Annotated in this window: 21 protein-coding genes and 1 pseudogene; 18 read left to right on the forward strand and 4 right to left on the reverse strand. The window is 40.2% G+C overall.

What is annotated here, in order from left to right; genetic code table 11:
• The first annotated feature begins 481 nt into the window (after positions 1–481).
• From dcm to FD723_RS35515, 4 genes are all read left to right on the forward strand, one after another.
• Positions 482–2,632, forward strand: coding sequence for a DNA cytosine methyltransferase (gene dcm, locus FD723_RS35500; protein WP_179069910.1), 2,151 nt, complete (start codon positions 482–484; stop codon positions 2,630–2,632).
• A 114-nt stretch (positions 2,633–2,746) separates the two neighbouring features.
• Positions 2,747–4,741 carry a hypothetical protein gene (locus FD723_RS35505; RefSeq protein ID WP_179069911.1) on the forward strand — a complete coding sequence of 665 codons (1,995 nt, stop codon included), beginning with the start codon at positions 2,747–2,749 and terminating at the stop codon, positions 4,739–4,741.
• Positions 4,738–5,646: a hypothetical protein gene (locus tag FD723_RS35510; protein ID WP_179069912.1), complete on the forward strand. Its 909-nt coding sequence runs from the start codon at positions 4,738–4,740 to the stop codon at positions 5,644–5,646. The genes FD723_RS35505 and FD723_RS35510 overlap by 4 nt, the downstream gene beginning before the upstream one ends.
• 30 nt (positions 5,647–5,676) lie before the next feature.
• Positions 5,677–11,265 (forward strand): DEAD/DEAH box helicase, encoded by a 5,589-nt coding sequence (locus tag FD723_RS35515; protein ID WP_179069913.1) that lies wholly within the window; start codon positions 5,677–5,679, stop codon positions 11,263–11,265.
• Positions 11,266–11,497: 232 nt separating this feature from the next.
• On the opposite strand, the gene FD723_RS35520 is transcribed toward FD723_RS35515, so the two are convergent.
• From FD723_RS35520 to FD723_RS35530, 3 genes are all read right to left on the reverse strand, one after another.
• On the reverse strand, positions 11,498–14,104 hold the full coding sequence (locus FD723_RS35520; RefSeq protein ID WP_179069914.1) for a dynamin family protein: 2,607 nt from the start codon (positions 14,102–14,104) through the stop codon (positions 11,498–11,500).
• A 450-nt stretch (positions 14,105–14,554) separates the two neighbouring features.
• A complete protein-coding gene (locus FD723_RS35525; protein WP_256875311.1) occupies positions 14,555–14,821 on the reverse strand; it encodes a hypothetical protein in 267 nt (88 codons plus the stop codon).
• Between the two features lie 633 nt (positions 14,822–15,454).
• Positions 15,455–15,733, reverse strand: a complete 279-nt coding sequence (locus FD723_RS35530; RefSeq protein ID WP_256875312.1) for a hypothetical protein — start codon at positions 15,731–15,733, stop codon at positions 15,455–15,457.
• A 146-nt stretch (positions 15,734–15,879) separates the two neighbouring features.
• On the opposite strand from FD723_RS35530, the gene FD723_RS35535 reads away from it, so the two are divergent.
• The 12 genes from FD723_RS35535 to FD723_RS35590 all read left to right on the forward strand — a co-directional run bounded on the left by FD723_RS35535 (position 15,880) and on the right by FD723_RS35590 (position 23,734).
• On the forward strand, positions 15,880–16,212 hold the full coding sequence (locus FD723_RS35535; protein WP_179069915.1) for a hypothetical protein: 333 nt from the start codon (positions 15,880–15,882) through the stop codon (positions 16,210–16,212).
• A 408-nt stretch (positions 16,213–16,620) separates the two neighbouring features.
• Positions 16,621–17,418 carry a hypothetical protein gene (locus FD723_RS35540; RefSeq protein WP_179069916.1) on the forward strand — a complete coding sequence of 266 codons (798 nt, stop codon included), beginning with the start codon at positions 16,621–16,623 and terminating at the stop codon, positions 17,416–17,418.
• Positions 17,419–17,548: 130 nt separating this feature from the next.
• The gene (locus FD723_RS35545; protein WP_179069917.1) at positions 17,549–17,815 is read left to right on the forward strand and encodes a hypothetical protein; all 267 of its coding nucleotides are present in this window, start codon (positions 17,549–17,551) and stop codon (positions 17,813–17,815) included.
• Between the two features lie 136 nt (positions 17,816–17,951).
• Positions 17,952–18,506, forward strand: a complete 555-nt coding sequence (locus FD723_RS35550) for a hypothetical protein (RefSeq protein WP_179069918.1) — start codon at positions 17,952–17,954, stop codon at positions 18,504–18,506.
• A 97-nt stretch (positions 18,507–18,603) separates the two neighbouring features.
• Positions 18,604–18,885 (forward strand): hypothetical protein, encoded by a 282-nt coding sequence (locus FD723_RS35555; RefSeq protein ID WP_179069919.1) that lies wholly within the window; start codon positions 18,604–18,606, stop codon positions 18,883–18,885.
• 69 nt (positions 18,886–18,954) lie between these two features.
• Complete coding sequence (locus FD723_RS35560) at positions 18,955–19,224, forward strand: hypothetical protein (RefSeq protein ID WP_179069920.1); 270 nt, start codon at positions 18,955–18,957, stop codon at positions 19,222–19,224.
• Positions 19,225–19,227: 3 nt separating this feature from the next.
• Positions 19,228–19,413: a hypothetical protein gene (locus FD723_RS35565; RefSeq protein ID WP_179069921.1), complete on the forward strand. Its 186-nt coding sequence runs from the start codon at positions 19,228–19,230 to the stop codon at positions 19,411–19,413.
• Positions 19,414–19,463: 50 nt separating this feature from the next.
• Positions 19,464–20,537, forward strand: coding sequence for a hypothetical protein (locus FD723_RS35570; protein WP_179069922.1), 1,074 nt, complete (start codon positions 19,464–19,466; stop codon positions 20,535–20,537).
• A gap of 135 nt (positions 20,538–20,672) precedes the next feature.
• Entirely contained in the window at positions 20,673–21,122 is a 450-nt protein-coding gene (locus FD723_RS35575) for a DUF1257 domain-containing protein (RefSeq protein ID WP_179069923.1), read from the forward strand.
• 2 nt (positions 21,123–21,124) lie between these two features.
• Positions 21,125–21,334, forward strand: a complete 210-nt coding sequence (locus FD723_RS35580) for a DUF2997 domain-containing protein (protein ID WP_179069924.1) — start codon at positions 21,125–21,127, stop codon at positions 21,332–21,334.
• Positions 21,335–21,424: 90 nt separating this feature from the next.
• Complete coding sequence (locus FD723_RS35585) at positions 21,425–23,047, forward strand: AAA family ATPase (RefSeq protein ID WP_179069925.1); 1,623 nt, start codon at positions 21,425–21,427, stop codon at positions 23,045–23,047.
• Between the two features lie 126 nt (positions 23,048–23,173).
• Positions 23,174–23,734: a WGR domain-containing protein gene (locus FD723_RS35590; RefSeq protein ID WP_179069926.1), complete on the forward strand. Its 561-nt coding sequence runs from the start codon at positions 23,174–23,176 to the stop codon at positions 23,732–23,734.
• Here FD723_RS35590 and FD723_RS43510 read toward each other — a convergent pair.
• Positions 23,615–23,935: a Uma2 family endonuclease gene (locus tag FD723_RS43510; protein WP_256875313.1), complete on the reverse strand. Its 321-nt coding sequence runs from the start codon at positions 23,933–23,935 to the stop codon at positions 23,615–23,617. The two genes, FD723_RS35590 and FD723_RS43510, sit on opposite strands and share 120 nt — an antisense overlap.
• Positions 23,936–24,035: 100 nt before the next feature.
• Between FD723_RS43510 and FD723_RS35600 the strand changes: the two are divergent.
• Both FD723_RS35600 and FD723_RS35605 read left to right on the forward strand, forming a co-directional pair.
• Positions 24,036–24,236: pseudogene (locus tag FD723_RS35600) on the forward strand (Uma2 family endonuclease); the annotation flags it as partial.
• A 323-nt stretch (positions 24,237–24,559) separates the two neighbouring features.
• Positions 24,560–25,564, forward strand: coding sequence for a methyltransferase (locus FD723_RS35605; protein WP_179069927.1), 1,005 nt, complete (start codon positions 24,560–24,562; stop codon positions 25,562–25,564).
• Position 25,565 lies beyond the last annotated feature (1 nt).

The raw sequence follows: 25,565 nt of genomic DNA on the forward strand, positions 1-25,565 counted from the left end.
GCTCAACAGAGTTCAGTTCCTACTCTACAACTGGCTAGAAATGAACAAAACCAAATAGAACCTCAGAAAATGAAATATCTAGATAGCTTGCTTGTTTGCTCGGCTATCTCTCAAAAAAAAACCAATCCTCACAGTGCTATATCAATCCCTACCAGCAATGCCATAGGTTAGTTAGCAAAGGGAAACAATTGCTGAAATGATAGATAGCAGCGGTGGTGAATGTGCTGTTGTACTTGTAGCACAAGTGCAGAAAAAATTTTGAGAGTAGCAAGGGTTATCTGCCACCCGTGTAGTTGTAGAAATTACCTTTGGGAAATATAGACATAAAGTTTTTTATACTTGGTGCAGAGCGTGAGCAGTTAGCATTATAGCTAATATCCTATTAGAGAATATGTAAAATTTAATTCAAAAGAATATAATAATTTTACATAGAACACATAAAATATATCAAATGGCTAAAACATTATAAATATTTAAGGGTGTGATTAATAATACTAAAGTTGTGCAATTTAGCTCCAATTGTTCTAGAGACTTTTTTGTGTCCCAGATTTTACTTATTGAGGACAGTAGTAATACTTCTGCGCTACGTCCTGTAGTTGGTATATCAAACAATTTGCCTCATCCTGTGCAAGTACGCTTACACTATATTGATGAAAATGAACCAACAATAATCGCAGAACAGTTTTGCCCAGCAAAATTATCTAGTAGATCGCAACAAAACCAGAAAGTGGATGTGGCATTAGATTTACTTGATAGTCTAAAGCCACGACGAAGTGAAGCTATGGTTGTTGCGAGTGCTTTATATGGATGTAAAAAGCGCTTTATTCAAGGGATTCAATCGCGGAATTTTAGTTTTACGCTACAAATTCGCCCTTCTACTAAAGTGCGCTTAGGCAGTGAGCATCCTCACTACAATAGTTCAAAAGAAATTGTTGTAGCATCATCATTATTAGATTCAGATATAGAGTGGCAAGAAGAGCCGATCATAGAATATTCAACGGGACAAGTCGTAAATTACAGCGTAGCTGAATTACCCAACGTACTTTTACCAGATAATAGTTCTGCTCGTCTAATTGTGGCTTATAGAGGTGGTGTATCAGGATTTGGTTCAAATACAATTTTTGCTCTGTCTTCAGCCTCGGAATTAGGGCTAAAAGACTTAGTACAAACAGTAGGTTGGGTGCGATGGATCAGAACAATCCTTAGAAAAAAAGAGCGGAGCAAAATAGCTGCTTTGGAGACTAAATCAAGCTCATGTTCACAAAATACAAAAGATAAATATGCCGGATTAATCATTCGTTCTAATATAACTTTAGCCTGCAAACAAGATATAAATCTTACTTTTACTAAAGAACAAAGTCCTTCGAGACGAGCAAGCCTGCAAAAAACTTTAGGTGATTCATCGTGTGGATTGAATATTGTCGAACTATTTGCCGGGGCAGGGGCAATGGGACTTGGTTTTTTAATGGCAACCAAACCAAATAAACACTATAAGATAGGTTTTTGCGGTGAGGTTAATCCTGTTTATGTAAAGACTCTTAAGCATAACCATGCGGCTTTTCGTCAACTCTCTCAGATATCTGGAGTTGATTGTGTTCCAGAACAAATAGAACCTCTTGACCTACGTACAAAGGAAGCACAAAAATTTACAGAAAGTCGTTGCAGGGAATTAGGCGATGTCCATATATTAATTGGTGGGCCACCATGTCAGGGTTTTTCTAGCGCCAATCGGAATTCAGGGAATAGCGAAAACCCTAATAACCAACTTGTAGATACTTTTTTCAAATATGTTGAGAAATTAAAACCTCGCTGTTTTTTAATGGAAAACGTCCAAGGTATATTGTGGACACCAAAAGCAGGTCAAAGTTCTACCCAAATCAATGTTGTAGATTGGGTCATTAAACGTATGCACAAAGCTGGATATATTGTTTTCCCAAAACTTATAGATGCAGCTTGGTATGGAGTACCACAACATCGTAACCGCTTTTTCTTTTTTGGCATACATAAAGATTTGGGCTATAGAAAAGATGATTTCGGTGAGTGGGGGCCATTCCCTTTACCTACGCATGGTCTGGGTCAAGACAAGCCTTATGTAACAGTACGAGATGCAATACAAGATTTACCTACTATTGGTAACGGATGTCTTGAACACAATATGGCTTATGAAGAAGTAAGGAATCAAAAACTTGTTACAAATCCTTTTTTAGAAACTATGAGAGAAGGAGCATCTGTTGGTTTAATTACAGACCATATTACTTCCCGTCATTCTGAATATGTAATTGAACGTTATCAACAGATACCACCTGGAGGAAATTGGCAGGATATTGAAGACAAACTTACTAATTACAGTGATGTTCAAAGAACTCATAGTAACATCTACCGAAGGCTTGGCTGGGATGAACCATCTATTACTATTGGACACTATCGCAAGAGTATGTTAATTCACCCACAACAACATCGAGGTCTATCTTTGAGGGAAGCATCCCGACTACAATCAATTCCAGATTGGTTCCGTTTTGCTGGAAGTATCGATAGCATTAACGGTGGATTAGTACACAAGCAACAGCAATTAGCTAATGCTGTCTGTCCACTTGTAACTAAAGCCATAGCAGAATTTCTTTTTGACCTTTAATAGATTATGTAAAATTATCGTGTTTTTTGTGTAAACTTAACCACCACTGTATTATTTTAAAATAAAATGTAAAAATAAGCACTTATTTTATTGCAAGGGTACTACCGTTATTCCATGAGCCACTTAAATGCGCTCTCTACATCACAAAAATATAGTCTTTGGAATCGTGCGATCGCAGAGTACTTTTTATCTAACAATTCCAATGAACAAGAAATTTACTTAACAATATCTCCAAAAAGTCTGGCTGCTGCTTTTGCGAAGATTCAAGTAATTCAATTTTCGCCTGAAGAAGCAGAACAAGATTTTGTTGATGTAGTTTCATCAGCATATCGCCACAGGGTACTTTCATATTCAGCAGGATTTGGTGTCTTGCATGGAGACGATGAAAACGGATTTCCAAAATATATTGCTTTTTTAGCTTTGTGTGTTTTAGCTGCTTATCGAATGCATTCGGATGTAGAAGCTAGCACTGGAGCTTATTACCCTAGACTTGGGGAACTTCTTGGATGTAAAATAGTTAAGAATTTTCCTGAAGGCTTTCATGCAGATGAGTTTAAAAAGCTGTGGAAATTACTAAATAAATGGCTTCAGCAGAAAAACTTGCTTTTGGCAATGCCAGAAGCAAATACAGCACAAACATATATAGCCTTCCCTTTAACCCACGTACCTCTTCGTCAAGTTGATATTGAAAAGCTACCAGATTTTTTTGCGTGGGCTGGTTATACTCGTGGGCAGATAGCTCCAATTAACAAGCTAGAAGTAGATATTAAAAAATGGGGAAATTGCTACTTCACACTGACTGGAAAAAAAGCCCTTACTGATAAGCGACTCAAAGCTGTAATTGCACAGGTTAACAACGAGTTAGAACTCTGGGACGGTGCGAGAAATGACTCACCCGGTCGAAGAACTGCATCTATAGAAATTCTTCTTGATATTGTGCGGCGACAACCGGAATTTTCCTTTCTTCCCAGATGTCCAGATTCCTTTCCTGACTCCTTTGATTATAAAGAATTATGCTTAGAGTCAAGTGGAGAGGGATGGTACAACCCGATTTCGCTTGGAGAAAAAGACGGACGAGATTTATATGAAGGTTTCTCTTGGAGTACGAAATCTAACAATATTCAATTTGTTTTACAGAGGGACGGTTGTTCTGCGATCGCACTTGCTCCCAGTTCGGATTATACAGGGTTTGTTTCTCGCCATAGTTTACCCTCTGGCATCGCTTGTAACGTTCTCGTACACGAGGATGTAGCCAAAAATGCAAGAGAATACTTTGAGGAAATTTCATCTCGTAGCTCCAATCCCATACATGATAAACGACTCCCTGATGGTTGGTGTTTGTTTCGTGACATAAAGGCTGAAAAGTTTATAGCAAATATACCTTCTGGACTGGAATCACTTTACGTAGAGTCAGCTGTAGATATAGTGCTATCGGGAGGACTACGTTTGGGCAAAAAGTCGGCATGGCTTTTAGGTGCGCCCCCCCGCTTAATGATTACGGGTTTACAAGAAGGTCAACAACCCAAAATTGATGGTATACCTATAACTATTGCTGAAGATGGAACTTTAGTTGACTTATCGCATTTGATGCATCCAGGAGTTCATCGAATAGAAGTTGGTTCGGTATGCAAAAACATTGAGATTGTTGAACCTGAAATTAATTTTGATAGAGAAAGACAAAATTTTTACCGCACCAGTGTCACAGGTTCTCATGTAGCTCTCCCCCCAGGTAATTGGACAATCATAGGCGCAAATCCTGGTGAGGTAACGCAAGCAGCAATCTATGAATCTCAACAGGGAATAATAGTCAAATCTTCTTTTCAGGCAGTGTGGGCTATAGAATTCGGGTCAGGTACAGGAGCAAGAGTTGTCTGTTTGACAAAGAGTCCACCCCGTCCTAGAACGCTAAAATTCTCCACAGCAAAGACTCAAATTCCATCGGAAATAGAACGTTGGACATCACTGGTTTACAACGCAGCTATTCGTCGTCCCAAACTAGCATCGATTTACGACGAAGAAAAAGCTTCTAATTTACAAGTAGCTTGGAAAGGTTACATGCAAGCTGCACGCGAAATCAAGCGACAACAAAAAAGGAGATATAAACGATGACGATGAGTTGGGATACATTGCTTTACTGGCTAACTCATCAGCAAGAGGGGTCATGGATAACTTTTCGTAGAGCAGTCACAGAGCTTGCTTCTTTTGAACATCTTGATGTCGATATCAGCTATTTATGTCGAAATCTCCGGTTTCAATTGTCCGAGGCTAGTCATATAGATTTTTTTATTGATGGTTCCCAAAGATGGAAGATTCGTCCACCAATACTTGCAGGATTGCTTAATTGTCCTAATACCGCCGTACTATGTGGAGGGCGAACACCGAAATTGCTTTCGCAGATGTGCGATGTTGCAGCAACCTTAAATTGTCAAATAATTAGCGATGCGACATCTCAAAAAATAGCTGAAATACGTGTTAGGGGTACAGAAGAGGGTATTCGCCAAATAGCTGCCATTATTGGTATTCCTTTTGTTCCCCAACAAGCAAAATGTCTAAGCCAAGACTTGAACCCTATTCTCAAGCAACTAGAAATCGCAGAGGAAGCAACTCCGCTAGCTGGATGGTCAGCTCAGTCATTCGATTGGCAATCTCGAAAATGGGTTGATGGTGTATTACAGCATACAGTATATGAATACAGCTACTATAATACTTGTCATTATTTTGTCCACAATCAACAAGGTAGATTAGTGCGGATGCCAAAGCATGAGGCAATTTATGCGGCTGCCGCGTTACGTTATCTTCAAGTTGCGGTATACAATAAAACTCAACGTACATTAACCACCGATGTATCAAGTCCACTACCTGAAATGTATGCTCGTGTTGCTTATTTTTGTGCGGGTAGACCAAGCCAGATTGCTCAGGGGCAAATTGTTTATAACGAGATTTCACCAGATTTAGCTGGTTTGCTTCTAGTTGCTATTGGACAAAATCATCCAGGACTCCGGTGGGTTAATTAAATTAACTAAACGCCCTGCCAGAAAACGTATATGAACGATCCGTTTAAAATTTTTGATTCAATTAGACAAACCTATCTGCGTTACCTAGAAAGCCCATTCCGGGTTAGATATGAAGCCCTGATGAGTGAACGCAGAGCAATGCTTGACCAAGATGGTCAACTATGGCGAGAACCTCTACTGGAACCGATTGCGCCTTATTTACCTTCAGGTTTTACTATTGCCGAAGCCTGTCAACATTTTGGGATTAATTCAGCCGTTGCCAATTTTATTAATGGGGGTTTATTTTCTCCCCAGCGCCAAATTTATCAGCATCAGTTTCAGGCTTGGGAACTATCTCGGCAAGGACGAGCAGTAGTCATTACATCAGGTACGGGTTCGGGAAAAACCGAATGTTACTTAATTCCCATTTTTGCTTATCTAGCCGAAGAAGCACTTGGGCATTTAACCCCAGGATTACCCGCATGGGGTTCCTCAAATGGTACTTCACAAAAATGGTGGAGGCAACCAAGGCAACGATGGGTTTCTCAACGACAGCATGAATCTCCAGAAAGACCATCTGCTGTCCGCGCTTTATTACTTTACCCACTCAACGCACTTATTGAAGACCAATTAACCCGCATTCGTCGAGCTTGCGATAACCCGCATATTCAACAGTGGCGGGAAGACAATATGAATGGAAATCGGTTTTGGTTTGGGCGATATACCGGAGCGACTCCTGTAGCAGGATTACGCATGAAGGATGGGCATGTTAATTCTCAAAAGCAGGGAAAGCTTAAAAAACAGCTTTTAGAAATGGATAATGAGTGGTCAGATCAAGTTTCTGATGAGGAACTAATTTACTATTTTCAAAATCCTGATGGTTCTGAAATGTGGTCTCGTTGGGATATGCAGGATAAAGCTCCCGATATCCTAATTACCAACTACAGTATGTTAAATATCATGCTGATGCGTAGTGTTGAAAATGACATATTTGAACAAACCAAGCAGTGGTTGGAGCAAGATCGGCAGCATCATATTTTCCACCTTGTCATAGATGAACTTCACACATACCGAGGAACACCTGGAACCGAAGTTGGCTATCTTTTGAGGGCTTTACTCAATCGAATTGGCTTGGAGCCGGATTCGCCACAATTACGAATTATTGCCACTAGTGCATCTATTGAGAACGATGAAGAAAGTCTCGATTATCTCGAACAATTTTTTGGACGCGATCGCAATACATTTTCGATTCTTCCTGGGGAACGACAAAATTTCCCGACCTCAGAACATCAGCCAAACCCACTAGAACCTTACAAAGAGACATTTGCACAAATCGACAACATCCTTAACCAAAGCCAAAATAATGATGAGGATGCGGTTATCGAGGAAGCAGCAACAACGTTAGCGAATACGCTTCATCTTCCTAACGTAGATTCTCCACCAAGGCAAGTTTTAACTGAGGGATTAAATCACATCCAAGCGTTTGGGGCTGTACAAACCTCAGCCAGCCAATATCCATTGACAGTCAAAGAATTGGCAGAAGCGGTTTTTGGCGATGTATCGTCAAGGGGACAAGCTGCGGCTCGCGGATTAGCTCGAACTATTGTTTTAGCAAGAAACTCTGACAATGAAGCCCTTCTCCCTCTACGTTCGCACTACTTTTTCCATAATGCAGGCAGGATTTGGGCTTGTGTAAATCCTAATTGCTCTGGGCGAACGGGGGTAACTTCACTAGGAGAACAAACACCGCCTGTTGGTAAACTATTCTTAGACCCTAGACCAAGATGCGATTGCTGTAATTCGAGAGTTATTGAGCTTCTTTACTGCCAATCATGTGGCGAAGTATTTCTTGGTGGGTTTAAACGTGAAGACCAGGATTCATCAAGTGCTTGGTATTTATCTCCAGATTACCCTTATCTTGAAAATGTCCCAGATAAGGCAGCATCGTTAAGCCGCACCTTCGGAGAATTTTTGGTATTTTGGCCCGCAAACGGAAGACCATTAATAAAACAAACCCAGATTCGTATTCCACGATGGCAGTGGCAAGAAGAAAGCGAGAGGGGTTATGAATGGAGACCTGCCTTAGTCGATCATCTGTTAGGACGTTTAACATTACCTACTTCTTCAAATGCTGCTTCAAGTGGTTCTACTGCTGGCTATGTTTTTATAGCACCAAAAAACGAGGCAAACGCTTTTCCGTCAAAATGTCCTCATTGTGAAGCTGACTGGCGTGGTAGGCGAGTCAGTTCTTCGATTCGTGACCTTGGCTCTGGTTTTCAACGAGTAGTACAAGTATTATCTGATGCTTTAATGCGGCAAATGTCACCCGAAATAGGTCGCAAGCTGGTTTTATTTTCAGATAGCCGTCAAGATGCTGCCAAACTATCTACAGGGATTAAACGCGATCATTATCTTGATACAGTCCGCCAAATTGCTTACGAAAGGCTTCTGTGTCAAGCACAAGAATCAGAAGCACAGTATTTGCAGGCTCAGACTCAATATAGGTTAGCTTCGGAGTTATTTAATTTGCAAAGGCAGATTATACAAGATGCAGCTAATGCTAACATGGCTCGTTATTCACAGTTGTGTAATTTATTGCCTACTGAAATAGTAGGTGTCGTGATTAGCTATGCATCTACTAGTGGCGTAGGAAATCCACCTCTAGCATTAACACCTCCAACAAGTGCTGGAGGTTTTATTTCCCTTCCATTTAATTTTTTATTAGACGCTGTTAGAGAAGGGTTACTTTCAATTGGTTTAAACCCTGGTGGTTCAAGTCCTTCCTTAGCAAAATATAAATTTTCCGATAATGATGAGCGTTCGTGGACTGATTTAGTTGATTGGAATTCAACGCCAAGATGTTACCAGTTAGATTTACAGCCCACACAAAGAGATGCAATGAGACAAATTGAAACCGCTTTATTAGAGTCGGTTGTAAAAGCTGTTTTATTTGCTAGTGGCGCTCGTGATTTCGAGTCTCTCAAGCTTGGTTTTTTGTGGATTGACGATTCTCCACCTTCTAGCTTAGAAGAGCAAGTTGCTGCTTCTGTCATCCGGCTTTTGGCACAAAGAAGACGTTGGAACGGCTCAGGTTATCCCGGACAACATAACCCTCCTGGTTACATTAATCAGTATCTTAACCGCGTGGCTGAAAGCAGGGGCTACAATCGAGAACAATTAGAGCAAGCAACTTTAAACATCATTAATTCAGTTTTAGACCAATGGCGAGTTGTTCCCCAATCTTTACAGGTTCTTAGTCCACGTCCTAACGAAAATAACCAAATAGATATTTACGCCTGTGGGCAATGCGGACGAATTCACCTACATGCTTCAGGGGGAATCTGTACCAGTTGTAACAGTCCTTTACCGAACATTCCAGGCACTTACAACTTAAGTGATGATTTGGAAGATTGCGATTATTATGAATATTTAGCACGTTCTAGCGAACCAATATTTTCGCTTAATTCTGAAGAACTCACAGGTCAAACTGATCCTGGTATTCGACGTGTGCGACAACGCCTTTTCCAAGATGTTTTTAAACCATCTGAACAACCTGATCCTTCTAGAATTAATCTCTTAAGTGTTACAACCACTATGGAGGCAGGAGTTGACATTGGTTCACTTCAAGCTATCGGTATGGCAAATATGCCTCCGATCCGTTTTAACTATCAGCAACGCGTGGGAAGGGCTGGTCGTCGTCGCGGGTTGGGGATGTCTGTTGCCTTAACATTATGTCGTGGGCGTAGTCACGATGATTATTACTTTGAACGCCCCCGACTTATTACTGCCGAACCTCCACCAAAACCTTATGTTGACGTTAGGCGTGAAGAAATTGCCAAGCGAGTTATAAACAAAGAAATTCTCCATAAAGCATTTCAAAATATCCCTCTTGAATACACGGGAGATAATGTTCACGGTGAATTTGGTCAAATCTGGCAATGGTTACAACATAGACCAATCATTGAGGAATGGATACAAAATCACCCATCAGAAATTGAAGAAATCTGTGAAGCCATTTTACGCCGTACTTCAATAAATGAAGAAAAAATAGTTGATTACATCCATAATAAATTGCTACAAAATATTGATGTAGTTGTTGATGATTCTACTAACTTCCAACACTTAGCTTTAAGCCAGCGTTTAGCATCGCGTGGCATTCTTCCCATGTTTGGATTTCCTACTCGCACCCGTTACCTATACCATGAATATCCCAACACAGAAGCAGGAGAATGGCCTCCAAAAACAGGTGTTGTGGACAGAGAATTGGATATTGCAATTAGTCAATTTGCTCCAGGTGCCCAAACTGTGAAAGATGATATGCTACTTACCGCAGTAGGAATTATCGATCCTATCCCTTCGGGGAATAAAACTGTATTCCAACCAAATCCCTTGGGGCAAGGTATTCGTGTTGGTGTTTGTCGCCAATGTCAAGCTTTAGTCAAGAATTCGTCAGAAGAAGCAGGTTGTCCCTATTGCTCGGCTCCAAGAGATGAAAAGGGATATCGAACGGTTGATATTAGCGAACCACCAGGATTTAATACATGGTGGACAATTAACGCCGAGTATAATGGAGCCTTTGAATTTACTCCTCGGTCACTCAGGGCACGTTTGGGTACACCTTCTGAAGAATATAGTCTTGAAACTCGTCAAAACTTTGATATTAAGTGTATTCCACAGGCTGAAGTGTATCGCATTAATGATAACAACGGCAAAGACTTTGAATTTTTCAAAATATCTAACCAGCACGTTTGGATATCTAAGGAAGCATTTGACCAAGCTTTGTTGGATTTATCGCAAGACCAACGTTCTAGGATTACTGAGCCTCCTCGTGATCCCCATATCCAATCGGTTATTAGAGCTTTAGCTGCCATTTCTACAACCGATGTATTAATTGCAGGCATCCCCAATAGCGGTTCTGGACTCAATTTAAATCCAGCACTACCGGAGGCAAGGGCTGCTTGGTACTCATTTGGTTTTCTTGTTAGGCGGGCTGCTGCTGTCAGCTTAGATGTTGCAGAATCTGAGCTTGATGTTGGTATTCAACCCTTTACAGACCTTAGCAGCCCTTTTGCCCCACCATCCGCTCGGATATTTTTGTCTGATAGCCTAGAAAATGGAGCGGGTTATAGCTCATATTTAGCGCAGCCAGGACGTTTTGAAAATCTCCTGCATTTTATTCTCGGTGATGAACATTCTTCAAATCAAACTTTTGCTATTCCATTACTTTTTAACGGACATCAAGAAGAATGTTCTACATCTTGCCATCGATGTTTGCGGGAGTTTGGTAATATGGCCTACCACTCAATTTTAGACTGGCGACTTGGTTACGATATGGTGCGTCTTGCACTAAATCCCAATGCACAAATTGATTTAAATTATCATTACTGGGTGAATTTGGTATCCAGTACAGCTAATTCCTACTTCTCAGGGCTGGGTTTGGAGCAAACGACTTTCGGTAGTTTATTAGCAGGTATCGATAGTTTTAATAGCGAAGCCATAATCCTCATACATCCTCTTTGGGACATAAACCCTGAAAATTTACGACCAGAAATCCTGCAAGGCTACACAGAAGCACAGGAACAAGGCTTAACTCCCAAGTTAAAATCAATTTTTACCGCTATTCGCTTCCCCTATGAATGATGTTTGTTTGGTTCGATGCTAAACATTGTTTGAGCGATCTCCATTATTAATACAGGAAAATACCGGTAGGGCGATCACTCAACTTTTGGGTGACACAATAATAATGATTGAGCATGGTGTTTCACCATTAATGTAATAGGCATTCGAGTTACATAAAACCAAGGCTGAAGCCCTCACTAGAAGCGAATCAGTCTGGAAAAATGAATAACGATTAGCTTAGTTGTTGAGCATCTTACAAATAGTTGTTTTGTTGAGCATCTTGTAGATATTTCTGAAACTCTAGTTCAAGTTCAAGAAACTGAGATGAAATACTTTCAACTAAATCTTTCAAACGTTTTTTTTCATCCGCGCAATCAATTTCATTTTTTGTTTTTTGGATAATCAGGTTGTTTAAAGAACTTTCTTGAGCAATAACGTCATCATTCAGCTCACTAACTGTTGAATAGTAAACATCAAATTGACTTTCGATCCGACTACGAATTATTTGGAGTTGTTTACTGCCTATCAGGTTCGGAAGTGAATCTTGTAATTGCTTTTTCATTTCCTTGAGAAATTGTTTACGTTTAGAGTTATTGTTGAAAACAACAGCTCCTATAATCCCAGATAAACCAGCAAGAGCAATGACACCCCAACCTACCGGTGTCAAACTGCCAGCTGCTATGAGTGCTGCATGTAAACCTACTGACAAACCGGCTCCTCCTCCCCCTCCAAAAAGAGAACCCACCAAAGCTCCTCCAATGAAATATCTTTTTTTATTTTCTACTGAAACATTTGTTAGATATGGTAAGTTTGGAGGTACGATAACAGACTTTTGTTCATTATCAGAAAGATTAAATTCTTCTTCCTTTCCTTCAAGGATATCTTGAACTGCCTTTTTTGATTCTTCATATTTATGGATTGATTTACCAAAACTTATTTTTAGTAAATCAAATGTTTTGTTCAATTCAGGTTGAGCATTTTTATCCCACTCATTACATTTAGTTTGTATGTAATTCTTATATTCTTGATCGAGTTTATTCCTAAAATTTTCGCAGTCATCATTTTCTAAACTTTTTAGTTCAGGTAAAGGAAAATCATTTTCAAAATTATTATAGATACTCTGAAAGTAATTTTGATATGAATTTACAATTGTCTCAGAACAGGTTTGTTTTTTTGAATCAACTTCTTTTTTTAATTTTTCGCTAATACCTTTCATTACCTCAAAGTGAGGTTTAGACTTTTCAAGTTTATTTTGTACTTGTTCTAAATTATCATCAAGTATTACCAGACGTGAGGCAACAAGTTCGTTTACTGATTTACAAGTATTTTCGTAAATTCTGAAAGCATCATATAATTCAGTAGGCAATCGTTTGGTTAATAGAAAAGAGTTTAGTTTATCCCAAAATTTTTGACAAGTAGTGCCTTCAAGAGTATTTTTATTTTCTCTAATTGCTGAATCTTTCTTGGCAGAAATTTGAAAAATTGTTTCATTCCACATTTTTTCCACTTCATTTGCATCTTTTTCTAATAGCTCAGAGAAGCGATGCGTAAAAGCTTCATGTACATCACCTTGATCTTCGTCTTCTAAAGAATCCCAGTAATTAATAAGATAAAATACAGTTTCTATATTGCCTTTAATATATTGTGTTATATATTCTTTTTCTTTATCTGTTAACTGTTGTCTTGCATTTAAAATGAAGAAAATTGCATCAATTTTATCAATGTAATTTAAACTTTTTTTATCATCTTCTGGTGAATTATTAAGTCCCGGAGTATCAATAAACTCTATACCTTGTTGTAATAGTGGTAAAGGATAATATAATTCTGCATACTGATATTCTTTAAAATATTGAGCGATTAAATTCTGTTTGACTACCTGAAATTGTTGTTTAATTTTTTCTATAACGGTTTTAGAACTAGATGTATATTCTTGGCGAAATTCATCAATAGTCAATTCTCTTACTCTTACATTATCTGCATTATAAATAAATACATTTTTATCTTGTCCATATTTAACAACGGTAGGCATTGCAGTACAAATTTTAATATTTGTTGGTAATACTTTTTCACCTAACAGAACATTGAGTATAGTACTTTTACCTCTGTTAAAATCTCCTAAAATTAAAAACTTAAATATACCATTTTGTAATTTTTCTTTTTTCAAATTTAATTTTTCAATATATTCGGTTAATCCTAATGCTCCAGAAGCGTTATTTTTATTTGCATTTTCTTCTGCTGCTCTAAGCGTCAGGCTCATTTTTTCCAATTTCTCTGCAAATTGGCAACGTAGTTCGGTAGCTTGAATATTTTTCTTGTTCATGACTGTCTCTTGTAATCTTTGTAGGTGTGCGTTTGTATCCTGGATATTTTTAGTGTTTTGAAGATATTCAATACAGAAATATAGCAATTCCTGATGTAACTTTAACTTTAGCTCATTATCATCATAAGAGCCATCGAAGTTATGATTATAAAATTGATTTTTGAATTGTAATTCTCTTAATAAATATGGTTGATAATTATTATCAATGTACTTTAAACAATATAGATCTGCAAAAAATGCTATTATAAGTTCTAAATTATTTTTTTGCCTTTGGTGAATTTTTTCTAAAGCTCTCTCTTCCGTAATACCTATCCCTATAAGTGTTTTTTTTATATTCTGACAATTCCATTCATAAATAGTAATAAAAGAAGAGGTTTTTTTTAGTAAAAATTCTACGCGCAAAGTCATGTCTGCTGTAGAACAGCACTGAATATAGCCCAAAAACATTTTTTGAATTTCATGAATATTTACAGGTAGATTTGATTTTGGAATTGAAATTTCAGATAAACATTTATTAATAGTGCTTGTATCTATAAACATAGATGTAAGATATATAAGTAGCAAAAATAATTTAACAGGATAGTATTACAGCAATCTTATTTGATTTATGAAAATTGAGAGGCTTCATATTCCTGACTTCTCAAATAAGTCAGGGATCTTGTTGTTCACGAATGATTTAGGACTGCTAGATCATGGTTTTTTGATACAAAAATATTTGTATATTCGCCACTTCAATCAAGCCACAATAACAGATTAATACTTTGAGATTAAGCATTACTTAGTGTTTACAAAATGTAATATATGAATAAATGCGCTAAGCTTCTAAAAGCTTGACATAACGCTGCTTGGCGTAATGCTATATCTGCTTTTGTACCCAAAGACGAAAAGCTTTAAGTGTTGCATTTCTGCCTGCTGTCATACTTTGGTTAAGATATTCAGGAATTGCTTCAATGAGTGGAAACAAAGGAAAGTTTAAACTTTGCCCAGACTCTACATAATGGCCATCTTAAATGCTTTCTGCCAACGAGTCAGCACATCCAGGGTATAAAATTCCTTGAAGGTCTTATATCCACTGCCATGAAATGCGATAACTATTGTCATCACTTCTGATAGGTGCATCCGGGAAGTGCTGCGCCTTTCTCCTCTTGTCGATGGCAATTGTGGTATTTGCCGCCACAAGCTTTCCCATTGGTTACAAAAATCATCTACGTCGCAGAAAATTTGGGTGATGTCGAGGCGAGATACAATGGTAGACATAGCCGAGACCCTTATTTTTGTTAGATATTCTTAGTCTCGGTCTTTTTTTGTGCCTTTTTTACCTATCCCCCATAAATTTTAGTCATTATTTGACTTACTAATTTCTCAAATTATTACCTAGCAACCTTTTTGGGCTTTTTTATCCGTCGAACTCACGTTAATTTATCCGCCAGTCGGTTAACCGTCATTTAAATTTTTGTTCCTGGCTCTTGAATTATTTATTGATAAATAAAAAAATTTAGGAGTAAGAGAAAATTTGTGAAGAACGATCCTCTACCCCACACAATTCTTAAAGGAAATCTACCAAATAATGGCATATTGCCTTCTTTAAGGTAATATGCCATTATTACCACATCTTTGAGCAAATGTCTTGGCTGACAACTCGTTATGTCAAAGTGTGACTTAAAGAAAATTTTGAACAGGTTGTCTAACTTTACCTTCTAAAAATGGATGTCCAAGTTTACCTTCCAAAAACGTCTAAAAAATAGCATAAAGGAAATCTAAACTGCTCAAACTCCGTGCCTGTAGACAATATAAAGGTTTGGGTAATAGCGATGCCTATGGCAGCAAGCGATCGCACTCTTGAGTTTATCAGCAATCGGCTTCAGTGCTGGATTGACTCTGGTGGCAGCATTAACGGCTAATTGCGCGGTGAGGGACTTCTCTAAGGAATGCGAATTCGCCCAACAGCAAGGCTAACTGTGCGGCTTCATGAGATGGGGCTAAGGTTTGGCGTGTTTGCTGTTGTACGACCTCTGTAGACTTCAGTCTTATGTAGTCTGACAAAAATTCACGGTTAGTTTTAGCCATTTGGGTAGCATTAATATAGCCCTTGGGTATCGCGTATTTGCCTATCTGCCCAGACTGAGGCATTTGGTTGATTTCTGAATTACGCCATTTGTGTGCCAGCATTATAGTTAGCTCACTTTTTTAAAATGAGTTTGGCAAAGCGATCGCATTGCTTCCCGGCTGGCGATCGCTTCGGCTTTTTGACCGTTAAGCTTATTATGCTACGGTTCATTGCTTTTAGCAAGTGTGTTTTGCATAATTGAGAAAAGATGACTGAGGAACAATTAGTGTTAGTAGCGATTCAAGAAGTGCCGCATCTCTATTGGGATGCGAACAAAGCAAAACGCCTTAGAACCTTGCTAGTAGACGAAACTAGGCAATCAGTGGCAGAAAAATTGAATGAGATGGGTATTGAAGTATCTCGTCAAAATATAGACAGACTGTTTACAGGACAAGCTAAATGGGCAAATACTCAACATATTATTGGAATATGTAAGGCTTTCTCGTTAAAATTGACAGATTTTTTTCCTATATATACAATCTCTCTTCCTTCAGAAATGCAAAATACTCTTGACAAAAGCAATAGCAATTTGCAAGAATAGTAATTATAGAGGAACAAAGCGCCAGCCTCCCAGCTAAATATAGAGGCGCTCACCATTGAACCTTGAAAATAGTAAATTTATTAATCCACCTGGGAGAGTAGCTGAGGCACTGGCGCAACCAGAGAAAGCAAGGGGAACAGGAAGGGAAATCGATTTGCGCTGAATAAAAAATTGCCACAGTAGTACGAAAGTCGCTTTGAAGCTCGTTGCCGACTACCGCCCGATCAAGAGATATGCTGCTGTAGCAAGCTCCGGTCACTGACTAGGAGTAATAAATATGAGGCTTCGCCAATAAGAGAGTGAGGTGTTGTGGCAAGCCACAACGTCAATTAGTACACAAAACAAAAGGCGATCGCAGACTTTGGACGGTGAGCGATCGCCCTTTTACCCATTTAAGAGGTATTTCTAATGATGACACAACTTTCAGCCCCTACGCTAACAAAAGATCCGTTAACCACACAGGATCGCCAAATCATTGCAACTATCGTCAATCAATCGGACTACTCAAAAGAGTGCAAGCCCGAAGACGTAGTAACTATCTGGATCAACAGTGATGATATCGTGTGGGTAAAAATGACCCACGGTTATGCTCGATACCACAAACAATCATTCCAACGTGCTGTTGCAGAGGTAAAAGCGAGTCTTTCTGCTCCAGTAGAGCGCAATCACCAGGAAGATGAGGAATTAAAACAAGCTTCTGAGAAAATTGGCTTGTTAGGTGATTGTGACTGGTTATCGTTGAGCGTCCAATACCATTCTGATAAAGTAATCGGTCATGCTGGTTGTTATATCTCTCACAAGGCTCGAATATTAACGCCATCGGCTGAATGGGATTTTACACTGCCGAAGTGGAATATGCCTGCTGCCATCTGTCCCGATTGTGGTGGTCATGGGTGCGGTAACTATGGATATCGCGGGACTCGTGCAGAAGACTTGTGTATGCCAGTAGACGGCTATCGACTGACCTATGTCGGCAAGACTGACCTCCAGACGGCTCACAATGTATATCTAGATGGTGAGTTTTTGGGCATACTCTTCAAGGTCAGAAACGCTGAGGAAGTCTGGGAAAACGACCCCAAGACCTACTACTGGCGCTGTGGGGATGGAGTACGGTATTGCAGTGTGAAAGAGGCTGTAGAGGTGTTATCCAGGGCAACTGCTCCGATTGAACTGCCACAGGTTCGTTGGGAGTTGGTAGCGGCGTAAGAAAATCAGTAAGTGTTGCCAAAAAGGTAATTTGGTAACACTTACTGTTTTCAGCTACGCCTATGAGATAGCAAGATGACACAGCGATACCGCTAAAATTGTAGTTGAGGATGTCAGCAAGGAGGTTTAAATGACAGACGATGTTAGATTTGACGATATTTACCTACGCCTCAATGAACTGACACAAGATGTTACAAACCTAAAAATTCAAGCAGGAACCATTGGAACATCTCAAACTGCCATAGCGAAAACTTTGACGCTGGCTACTGGTTTAGCTTCAGATATGCGGCAAGTGAAAGCAGATATTAGAGAAATGAAATCTGATTTGAGAAACTTAAACGCAGGCTTAGAAGAAGTTCTAAGGTTATTGCGTCAGAGAAATAGCCCAGAAGAATAGTTTACTTAATACAAATTACCGAGTTTTGAGGCGCTTTTGTGAAATCAAGAGCGCTGTTTTATTGGCTCTACGCTTCACATATCACAATTAAACGGCTGCGCCAATGCAAAAGTGAAAATGCTTTTGGTACAAACAAATGAACCCTCAAGAAAATGCTGAATTACTTGCTGCTTTGATGCGCCAAGAGGAACTACTCAAGCAGTTAGTCGCAGCAATCAATAAGCCAAAACTTGGATTGCACTCTGAAGCTGGCAATTGTAAAATCTACTGCAATCGTCAGCACGGAGGATTGTGGTACACACTCAATGGTGAACCGAGTGATGTCCCTCAAACTGCCTTAACTGGATATCTTAAAGAACTACGTTTTGAGAATACAGAACGCCGCAAAAAAGAAACCTGCAAGTTACTAATAACTATGCAAACAGACCGGACGTATATCTTAGAATCCGGTTATGATACCCATTTTTCAAAGTGCATACTTGCGGCGATCGCAACTTTGACCCCAGAACAATTATATTCTCCCATCACACTACAGCCGCACCCTGGGACGACAGATGAAAACGTGTTGTTCTGTCGGATATGGGTAGAGTCGGAATTAGTGATGGCATCTTACAACGAGCAAACAGAGTGGCGAGAGGTCAGTAAACAGGCTTTAGCTGTAACAAAAGCTGCGAATGAGATAGCGTTTTAACTCGTTGTAAACAGAGTTTGGGTAACTGTAATTAGAAGTTGCTCAAGCTTTGTCTACAGCTAATACATGCTGTCTACCTATTCACCAATCAAAAGAAATGACAATAACAATCGTTCACCCCAATATCGAAAACTTACAGCAGTTTTGTGATTCGTTCGACATTGAGAAACTATTGCAATCTGAAGGAGTTCTGCCGTGGCTTTTAGCCAATGGCTGGAAGTACGACGATGAATCGAGTTTGATTGCAAATATTGTTGATGAGTCTACAAGTCTTGATGAAGTTTGGGATTCTAAAGAGTTTGATTTTAATGCTCTACCTGATGAATCAAAGGAAAAATTGAATCAGATTATGCGTGAAAAACTCTCCAGTCAGATTTAATCAGTTTGACTGGAGAGAAAAATCGATTCCACAAAAGATTATCACACACTCTACTTCAATACTAATCAGATGGAAACAAATTTGATCAAAGTGTATGAAGCGACACTGTTAAGCTCATCAAAAGTTTACCAAATTAATGGTACACATTGTCGATACTTAGGCGATACAGGTACTATCCAACATCCACAGTATCTATTTTTACCTCTGCCAAATCAAAGAAAAAAAGCCAGCTTTCGGCTAAATCGAAACAAACTCATGACTCGCTGTTATGAAGTCGAAGGAATGTTTTATCAAAAGCCTGTGGTACAGGATAATTCACAGCAACTTCAGCTATTTTGAGCCATGTCCATACATAAACCACCAGTCATTAAAAGACATATTAGGTTACAAAATAGTTCTACAAAAGTAATCTATAGAGCTATTACAGACATTCAGAAATTGGGAAATAGCCGCCAAGTAGGGATTGCAACTATTAAAGGACAGCCTTGTATGGTTCGAGAAACAGGAACTTATTGGGTTACAGGCTAAGAAAGCTTCGCTTAATTGAAAGTGAAAAATAATGATTGAGGTCAATAATCATGGTACAAGCAATTGACAACCCTGTTGCTGCAAATTTCCTAACTGATGCAGTAGTCGAGCGCCACAATTTCTCACAATTAAATAAAACTCGTATTCGCTTTCGTATTCAGTTGAAGAGAAGTACAAAGTCTGCTGCACCTAAATGGGCAGATGTACTTAAAGCTGAAGTTTCTGAAATAGAATCAGACCTCGTTAAAGTCACAAATTCCGAAGTCGGTTTGCGAGGTATCAAGGTATTCAAGAAGCTGGATGAAGCTGCCGCACAACTTCGTCAAGAAATCGCCTCAGTTCAGGAGTGGATGTCTGCGGATACTGGTGATTGGGTTTGTCCGATTGATTTGGCTCCACTCGTTTGGAATCAGTTAATCAATATCAGAGATAATATCGCCCCAGGACTGCGTAATCAATTAAAAGCTGATTACGAAGCGGGGCTTCTTGATTATCAGGAACGGATTGACCAGTTCCTCTCACTTAACACTTGGGAATTAGCACAAGATAAGCAAGAATCTGTAAAAGCTAACTTGTTAAGAGCATTTCCGACTCTGACCGATCTCGAAGACTATTTGCAGGTCGTCATTGGTCGTCCGGTAATTATCCCGGCATTGTCCGAACAACTGAACCAGCAGCAAGCCGAATGCCTTGACCAGATTACCAAGTTCATACAACAGTACGACCAAAATCTGGAGCAAAGGCTACGGGAATCAGCCCTCGCTGGTGGTGAACAACTCGCCGCACAGTTGCTTGAAGAGTTGGCTGATTGGGAACCAGGACGCAAGCCCGTACAGTTTAAAAAGAAGATGCAACGCCATCTGATGAAGGTTCAGGTACTACTAGCGAATGCTGACCCGGAGGCAGGCAGCAGCTTGGAGGCGATGATGGCGCACTTGGACTCTATCGTTAACGATCCGGCGATTGAGTCGAAGAATCTTGGTTCAGATACGCGCAGTCAATTACAGCAAAAGATGGAAGAAATTCGGATTAAGTTGTTAGACGAACAGCGCAATCTCCAAGAGCTAGCAACTGGTGAAGTGGGTTTATCGAAAGCTACCGTGATGTCGTTTAAGTTCCGGTAAAAAACAGTCTTGGGCGAGGGTGAATTCGCTCAAGACTGATCCCAATGGATTTAATACGTAGTTTCCAGAATAACTCAAAAAGGATATCGCATCCGTACTATTTCTCAAACCAATTTGAAAGCCTTGGAGCTAAAAATGTCACATTTCTCAACAGTTAAAACCAAGCTTGTTAACCGTGAATGTCTGGTACAAGCTTTACAAGATTTGAAACTGAATCCGCAAGTTCATGAAACAGCACAATCACTAAAAGGATACTACGGTGGCTCTCAAGGACAAAGCGCTGAAATCATCGTATCTGGTCGCACCATAAAAGCCCGTGCAGACATCGGGTTCAAATGGAATCAGTCAAGTGGTGTGTACGATGTAATACACGACAGCTACGAGACAGTTCTGAAGTTGGGACAAGACTTTTTCAGTAATAAACTAATGCTGGCTTATGGACAACGGATGGTTCGCGCTAAAGCCGCCGAGTTACAAGAAAAATTTGGTGAATGTGCGATCGCTGAAGAAACCAACGGGAACGTGCAAACTCTACGGCTGACTTTTGCTGGACATCAAGAAGTTCAACAATATGTAAGGAGATAAACATGGAACGTTCAGTTTTGATTCATTTTGACAGCGCTACAGGTGAAGTTCGAGTGGAAGCGGAGGGGTTCGAGGGGCTGAGTTGTTTATCGGCTACGCAACCATTTGAAGAAGCACTTGGAGTTGTGGAGGGCGATCGCACGTTTAAAGATGAAGCCCAAACCCAACAACTTCGGGCTACGAACAGTAATCAAACACGTTTGCGTCAGTAATCAGTCATCAATTACCAGTCTTAACTAGGCTGGTAACTGCTGATCATAAAGACTTCGCCATTTCATAAGTGAAATATTTGAATAATTGACATGAAACTCTCAAATCTCCTCTCCACGCTTGATTCACAAATTCCGATCGCAGCGCTTGATGTGCTGTCTCCTGATGAAGCAACGATTATTCAGTGGTTGACTACAGAGGCATCTAACAAGCTATCAAGTCCAGTATTTTTCTGGAATCTGGGAGTATCAACCTTAGAGCAATGTTTAATCGCAGCAGATGGGGGATTGGTGTTTAAGCCAGTTGCAGAGTATAAGAAACCACCACAGGCTGATCCATTGTTATATGTGTTTGATTACATTGCTAACTTTAGTGGTCATGGTGTATTTATCCTCGGAGATATTCACCCCTTTATTGCTAAGAATTCACCCCAATTGAGTTGGGAAATTTTAAGCAAGATTAAAAACCTTTACCACAGGTTAAAACCCACAGATAAACGCATTGTCTTGTTAGGTCAGAACATACAATTACACGAATCCCTAGTCAGATTGATTCCTTATTGTGAAGTCCCTTTACCTAGTATTGACCAAATACTTGAACATATCAATTCTTATTTGCATGACTTACAACAGTCTGCTAGGGAGCAGGAATTGACTTTTACTGTTACGCTTGAAAATGCTGAATTTGAAACTCTTTCTCGTGCAGCACTGGGTTTAACTTTAGAAGAAATTAGTGATTTCCTTCGGTTAACAGTCAAAGAAAACTTAACTAATGATGGTGTCGTCGTTGGCGCTGATTTTATCCCCAAAGCTGTCGAGTACAAAACTCGGCTACTCTCTCAAATGGGTATCGAGTTGGGTAAACCTGCGATAACCCCATTCGGCGGACTCGATTTACTGCGTGATTGGTTGAATCGTCGGCGGCGGCTGTTCACACAAGAGGCACGAAGTCTTAGCTTACCCCAACCCAAAGGGGTGTTACTAGCTGGCCCACCCGGAACGGGTAAAAGTCACTGCGCCAAAAACATTGCTAGTATACTCAATTTGCCACTTCTACAACTCGACATTGCGTCTCTTCTAGGTTCACTAGTTGGCGAATCCGAAGGTAATGTTAAACGCGCACTGAAAACAGCAGAAGCAATCGCACCTTGCGTCTTATTTATAGATGAAGTAGAAAAAGCACTTTCAGGTCAGGGCGATACTTCAGGTGTTAGTCAAAGGATTCTTGGAACTTTGCTTACGTTCATGAGTGAGTGTACTGCTGGGGTGTTTATAGTTGCAACCTGCAATGACCCATCAGCACTACCAAGTGAATTCAAGAGGAAGGGAAGATTTGATGAAGCTTTCTTTGTTGATCTTCCCACTGAACCAGAACGGGTACAGATTCTAGGGATTCACCTAGAGCGATTCGGTATTCAAGTACAGCTTGAATATCTCGAAGCGATCGCAGCTTCGACCGCAAAATTCTCCGGGGCAGAACTCGAAACCCTCGCTTCGGAAGCTGCTCTGCTGGCATTCGATGAGGATAGACCGCAGCAGGTAACGCTTGCTGACCTGGAAACCTGCCGTCAAACCATTACCCCGCTTGCGATTCAGGACGCTGCGGCAGTCGAGCGGATGCAGTCCTGGGCATCAACTGCACGACGGGCTAGTAGTCCTGTGGTTGCGGCGAAAACTCAATCTTTGCGTGCTGCTAAGTTTCGCAATATGAACTGATGAGAAGGCGATTGTCTTCTAATCCTATGGGGCAATCGCTCTTTTAGGTTCGTAGGGATCGCGTTCAGTATATCTATCTCAGATGGGGCAATGCCCTGAAGTTAGGAAATTGACAGGGTAAGAAAGATGGAAATCTATTTAGTCTTTGTTGATGCTATCCAGAACAGCAATAAGTTCTGGGCGGCTATTGTTGAAGATGGTAACTTAACAGTGCAGTGGGGCAGAGTCGGTTATAAGGCGCAAACGAAAATCCACACATTAGGCAATCATCAAAGAGCCATTGCTAAATTTCATAATCTGGTAGCAGAAAAGAAATCCAAAGGTTACAGCGAAAGCCAGCCAGAGATTGATGCTAGTCGCAGTGTTGCAGACATTAGACGAGCTATTCAATTATTGAATATTATCCGTCCTTCTATTGCTAATAGAATTTTTCACGATGGCTATATTAACGCCCTAAATGAATATCTGAAAATAGTACCAACACCTTTAGGGATGCAAATTGACTACCACAGAGTTTACCGCACAGTAGAAGATATTGACTATCAGCGAGAGTTACTCAACTCTCTGTTAGCGACATCTGCACCACAAGTTGCTGCGGTAGTTGTTGGTCATGCCCCTAAAGCGACAGCAGAACCCAATGTAGTCAGTCTCAAGACTATCAGTAAGAACTTCTGGCGATATTTGTGATTTAAAGGTGCAGATGAACCCTAGAGTTATTAAGAAGTTGCTGGCGATCGCACTGTGAGATTCTGACCCTCCCGACATAGTAATAACTTCTCCGTTGCGGTATTCATGGCGTTCGGGGTTTGTTTCTTCCATAGCCCGATACTCGTCTAACGTCAGGCGAGTTGTTATTATATCTGGGGGACTGGTTTGAGCAAAGACCACAATCAACCTCTTAAATAATTAGCTCTAAAACTATTATCTGCAAAGTCAAGAAGAATTGCTATTGAACGATAGAATGCCGCAGCCTCCAAGTGGTGCTACAGGAAAGGTAAATGAGGATAGAGACTACCGCTATAAGCGCTCTGAGTATCCAGCACGGGGTATCCCTGAATACTGGATTGTTGATGCCCAGAAAGCCCAAATAACTCTACTAACTCTGGTAGATGGACTATATGAAGAATCTGTGTTTCAGGGGACGCAAGCAATTCAATCAGTGATTTTCCCTACGCTGGATTTGACCGCAGATTTAGCAAGAAAGGCAGAAGGCAGAGGGCAGGAGGCAGAAGGAATACTGCCCTCTGCCTTCTGCTGCGAACCATTGCGGAGCAAGGGTTTAAGCCCCACTCCAAAATCTCTGATTTGGTGTCCTGCAATCAGTGTAGGTCTGAAGCCTACACTGTATTGCAACCTTCTGCCTTCTGCCTCCTGCCTCCTGCCTTCTTCACTATTAACAGCCGGACAGGTCTAAAATTCAATATATTGAAAGTGGCGATCGCCTTAGAATGACGCCCACTTATTTAAGAGGCGATCGCTGATTATATTTCGTCATTGAAAAAGCTTTATTATATGTCAACACCCTCACCTGGACTATTCTTCAATACAGTTAACGCTTACCAACGCAGCGCGGCAATTAAAGCCGCAGTTGAATTGAATGTTTTTACTGCCATCAGTCAAGGAATTGAGTCAAGTCAATCATTGGCACAAAAGTGTCAAACCTCGGAACGAGGTATGCGAATGTTGTGCGATTATTTGGTGATTATCGGCTTTATGACAAAGGAAGCAGAAGGCTATAGGCTCACTTCAGATTCAGCGATGTTCTTGGATCGGCAAAGCAAATTTTATATGGGAGATGCAATTGAATTTTTACTATCTCCAATGATAACTAACGGTTTCAATGACCTGACTGCTGCTGTCCTCAAGGGAGGAACTGCCGTATCGCCCCAAGGAACTTTATCGCCAGAACATCCAGTATGGGTGCAATTTGCAAAAGCTATGTCACCAATGATGGCAAACCCCGCACAATTAATCGCTCAGTTGGTGAATGAGAATAAAATAGAGCCTCTGAAAGTGTTAGATATTTCAGCAAGTCATGGCTTGTTTGGTATTGCAATTGCCCAACATAACCCGAATGCCGAAATTTTTGGTCTTGATTGGGCATCTGTTTTAGAGGTTGCTAAAGAAAACGCCACGATCAAAGGAGTAGGTTCGCGCTACCATACAATTGTCGGTAGCGCTTTTGAAGTAGATTACGGCAATGACTACGATCTAGTTTTACTGCCTAACTTCTTACATCATTTTGATGTAGCAACCTGTGAACAGCTACTGAGAAAGATCAAGACTTCGCTGGTTGTTGATGGAAGAGTTCTCGTTTTTGAGTTTATTCCTAACTCTGACCGCATTACGCCACCTGATGCTGCTGCTTTCAGCTTAGTCATGCTAGCAACAACCCCTAGTGGCGATGCCTATACATTTGCAGAGTACGAAAGTATGTTTAGCAATGCTGGTTTTTCCCATTGCCAACTTCATTCACTCCCACCTACTGAACAGCAAGTAATAGTTGCATATAGATGAA

The organism is Nostoc sp. C052 (assembly GCF_013393905.1).
GTDB lineage: Bacteria > Cyanobacteriota > Cyanobacteriia > Cyanobacteriales > Nostocaceae > Nostoc.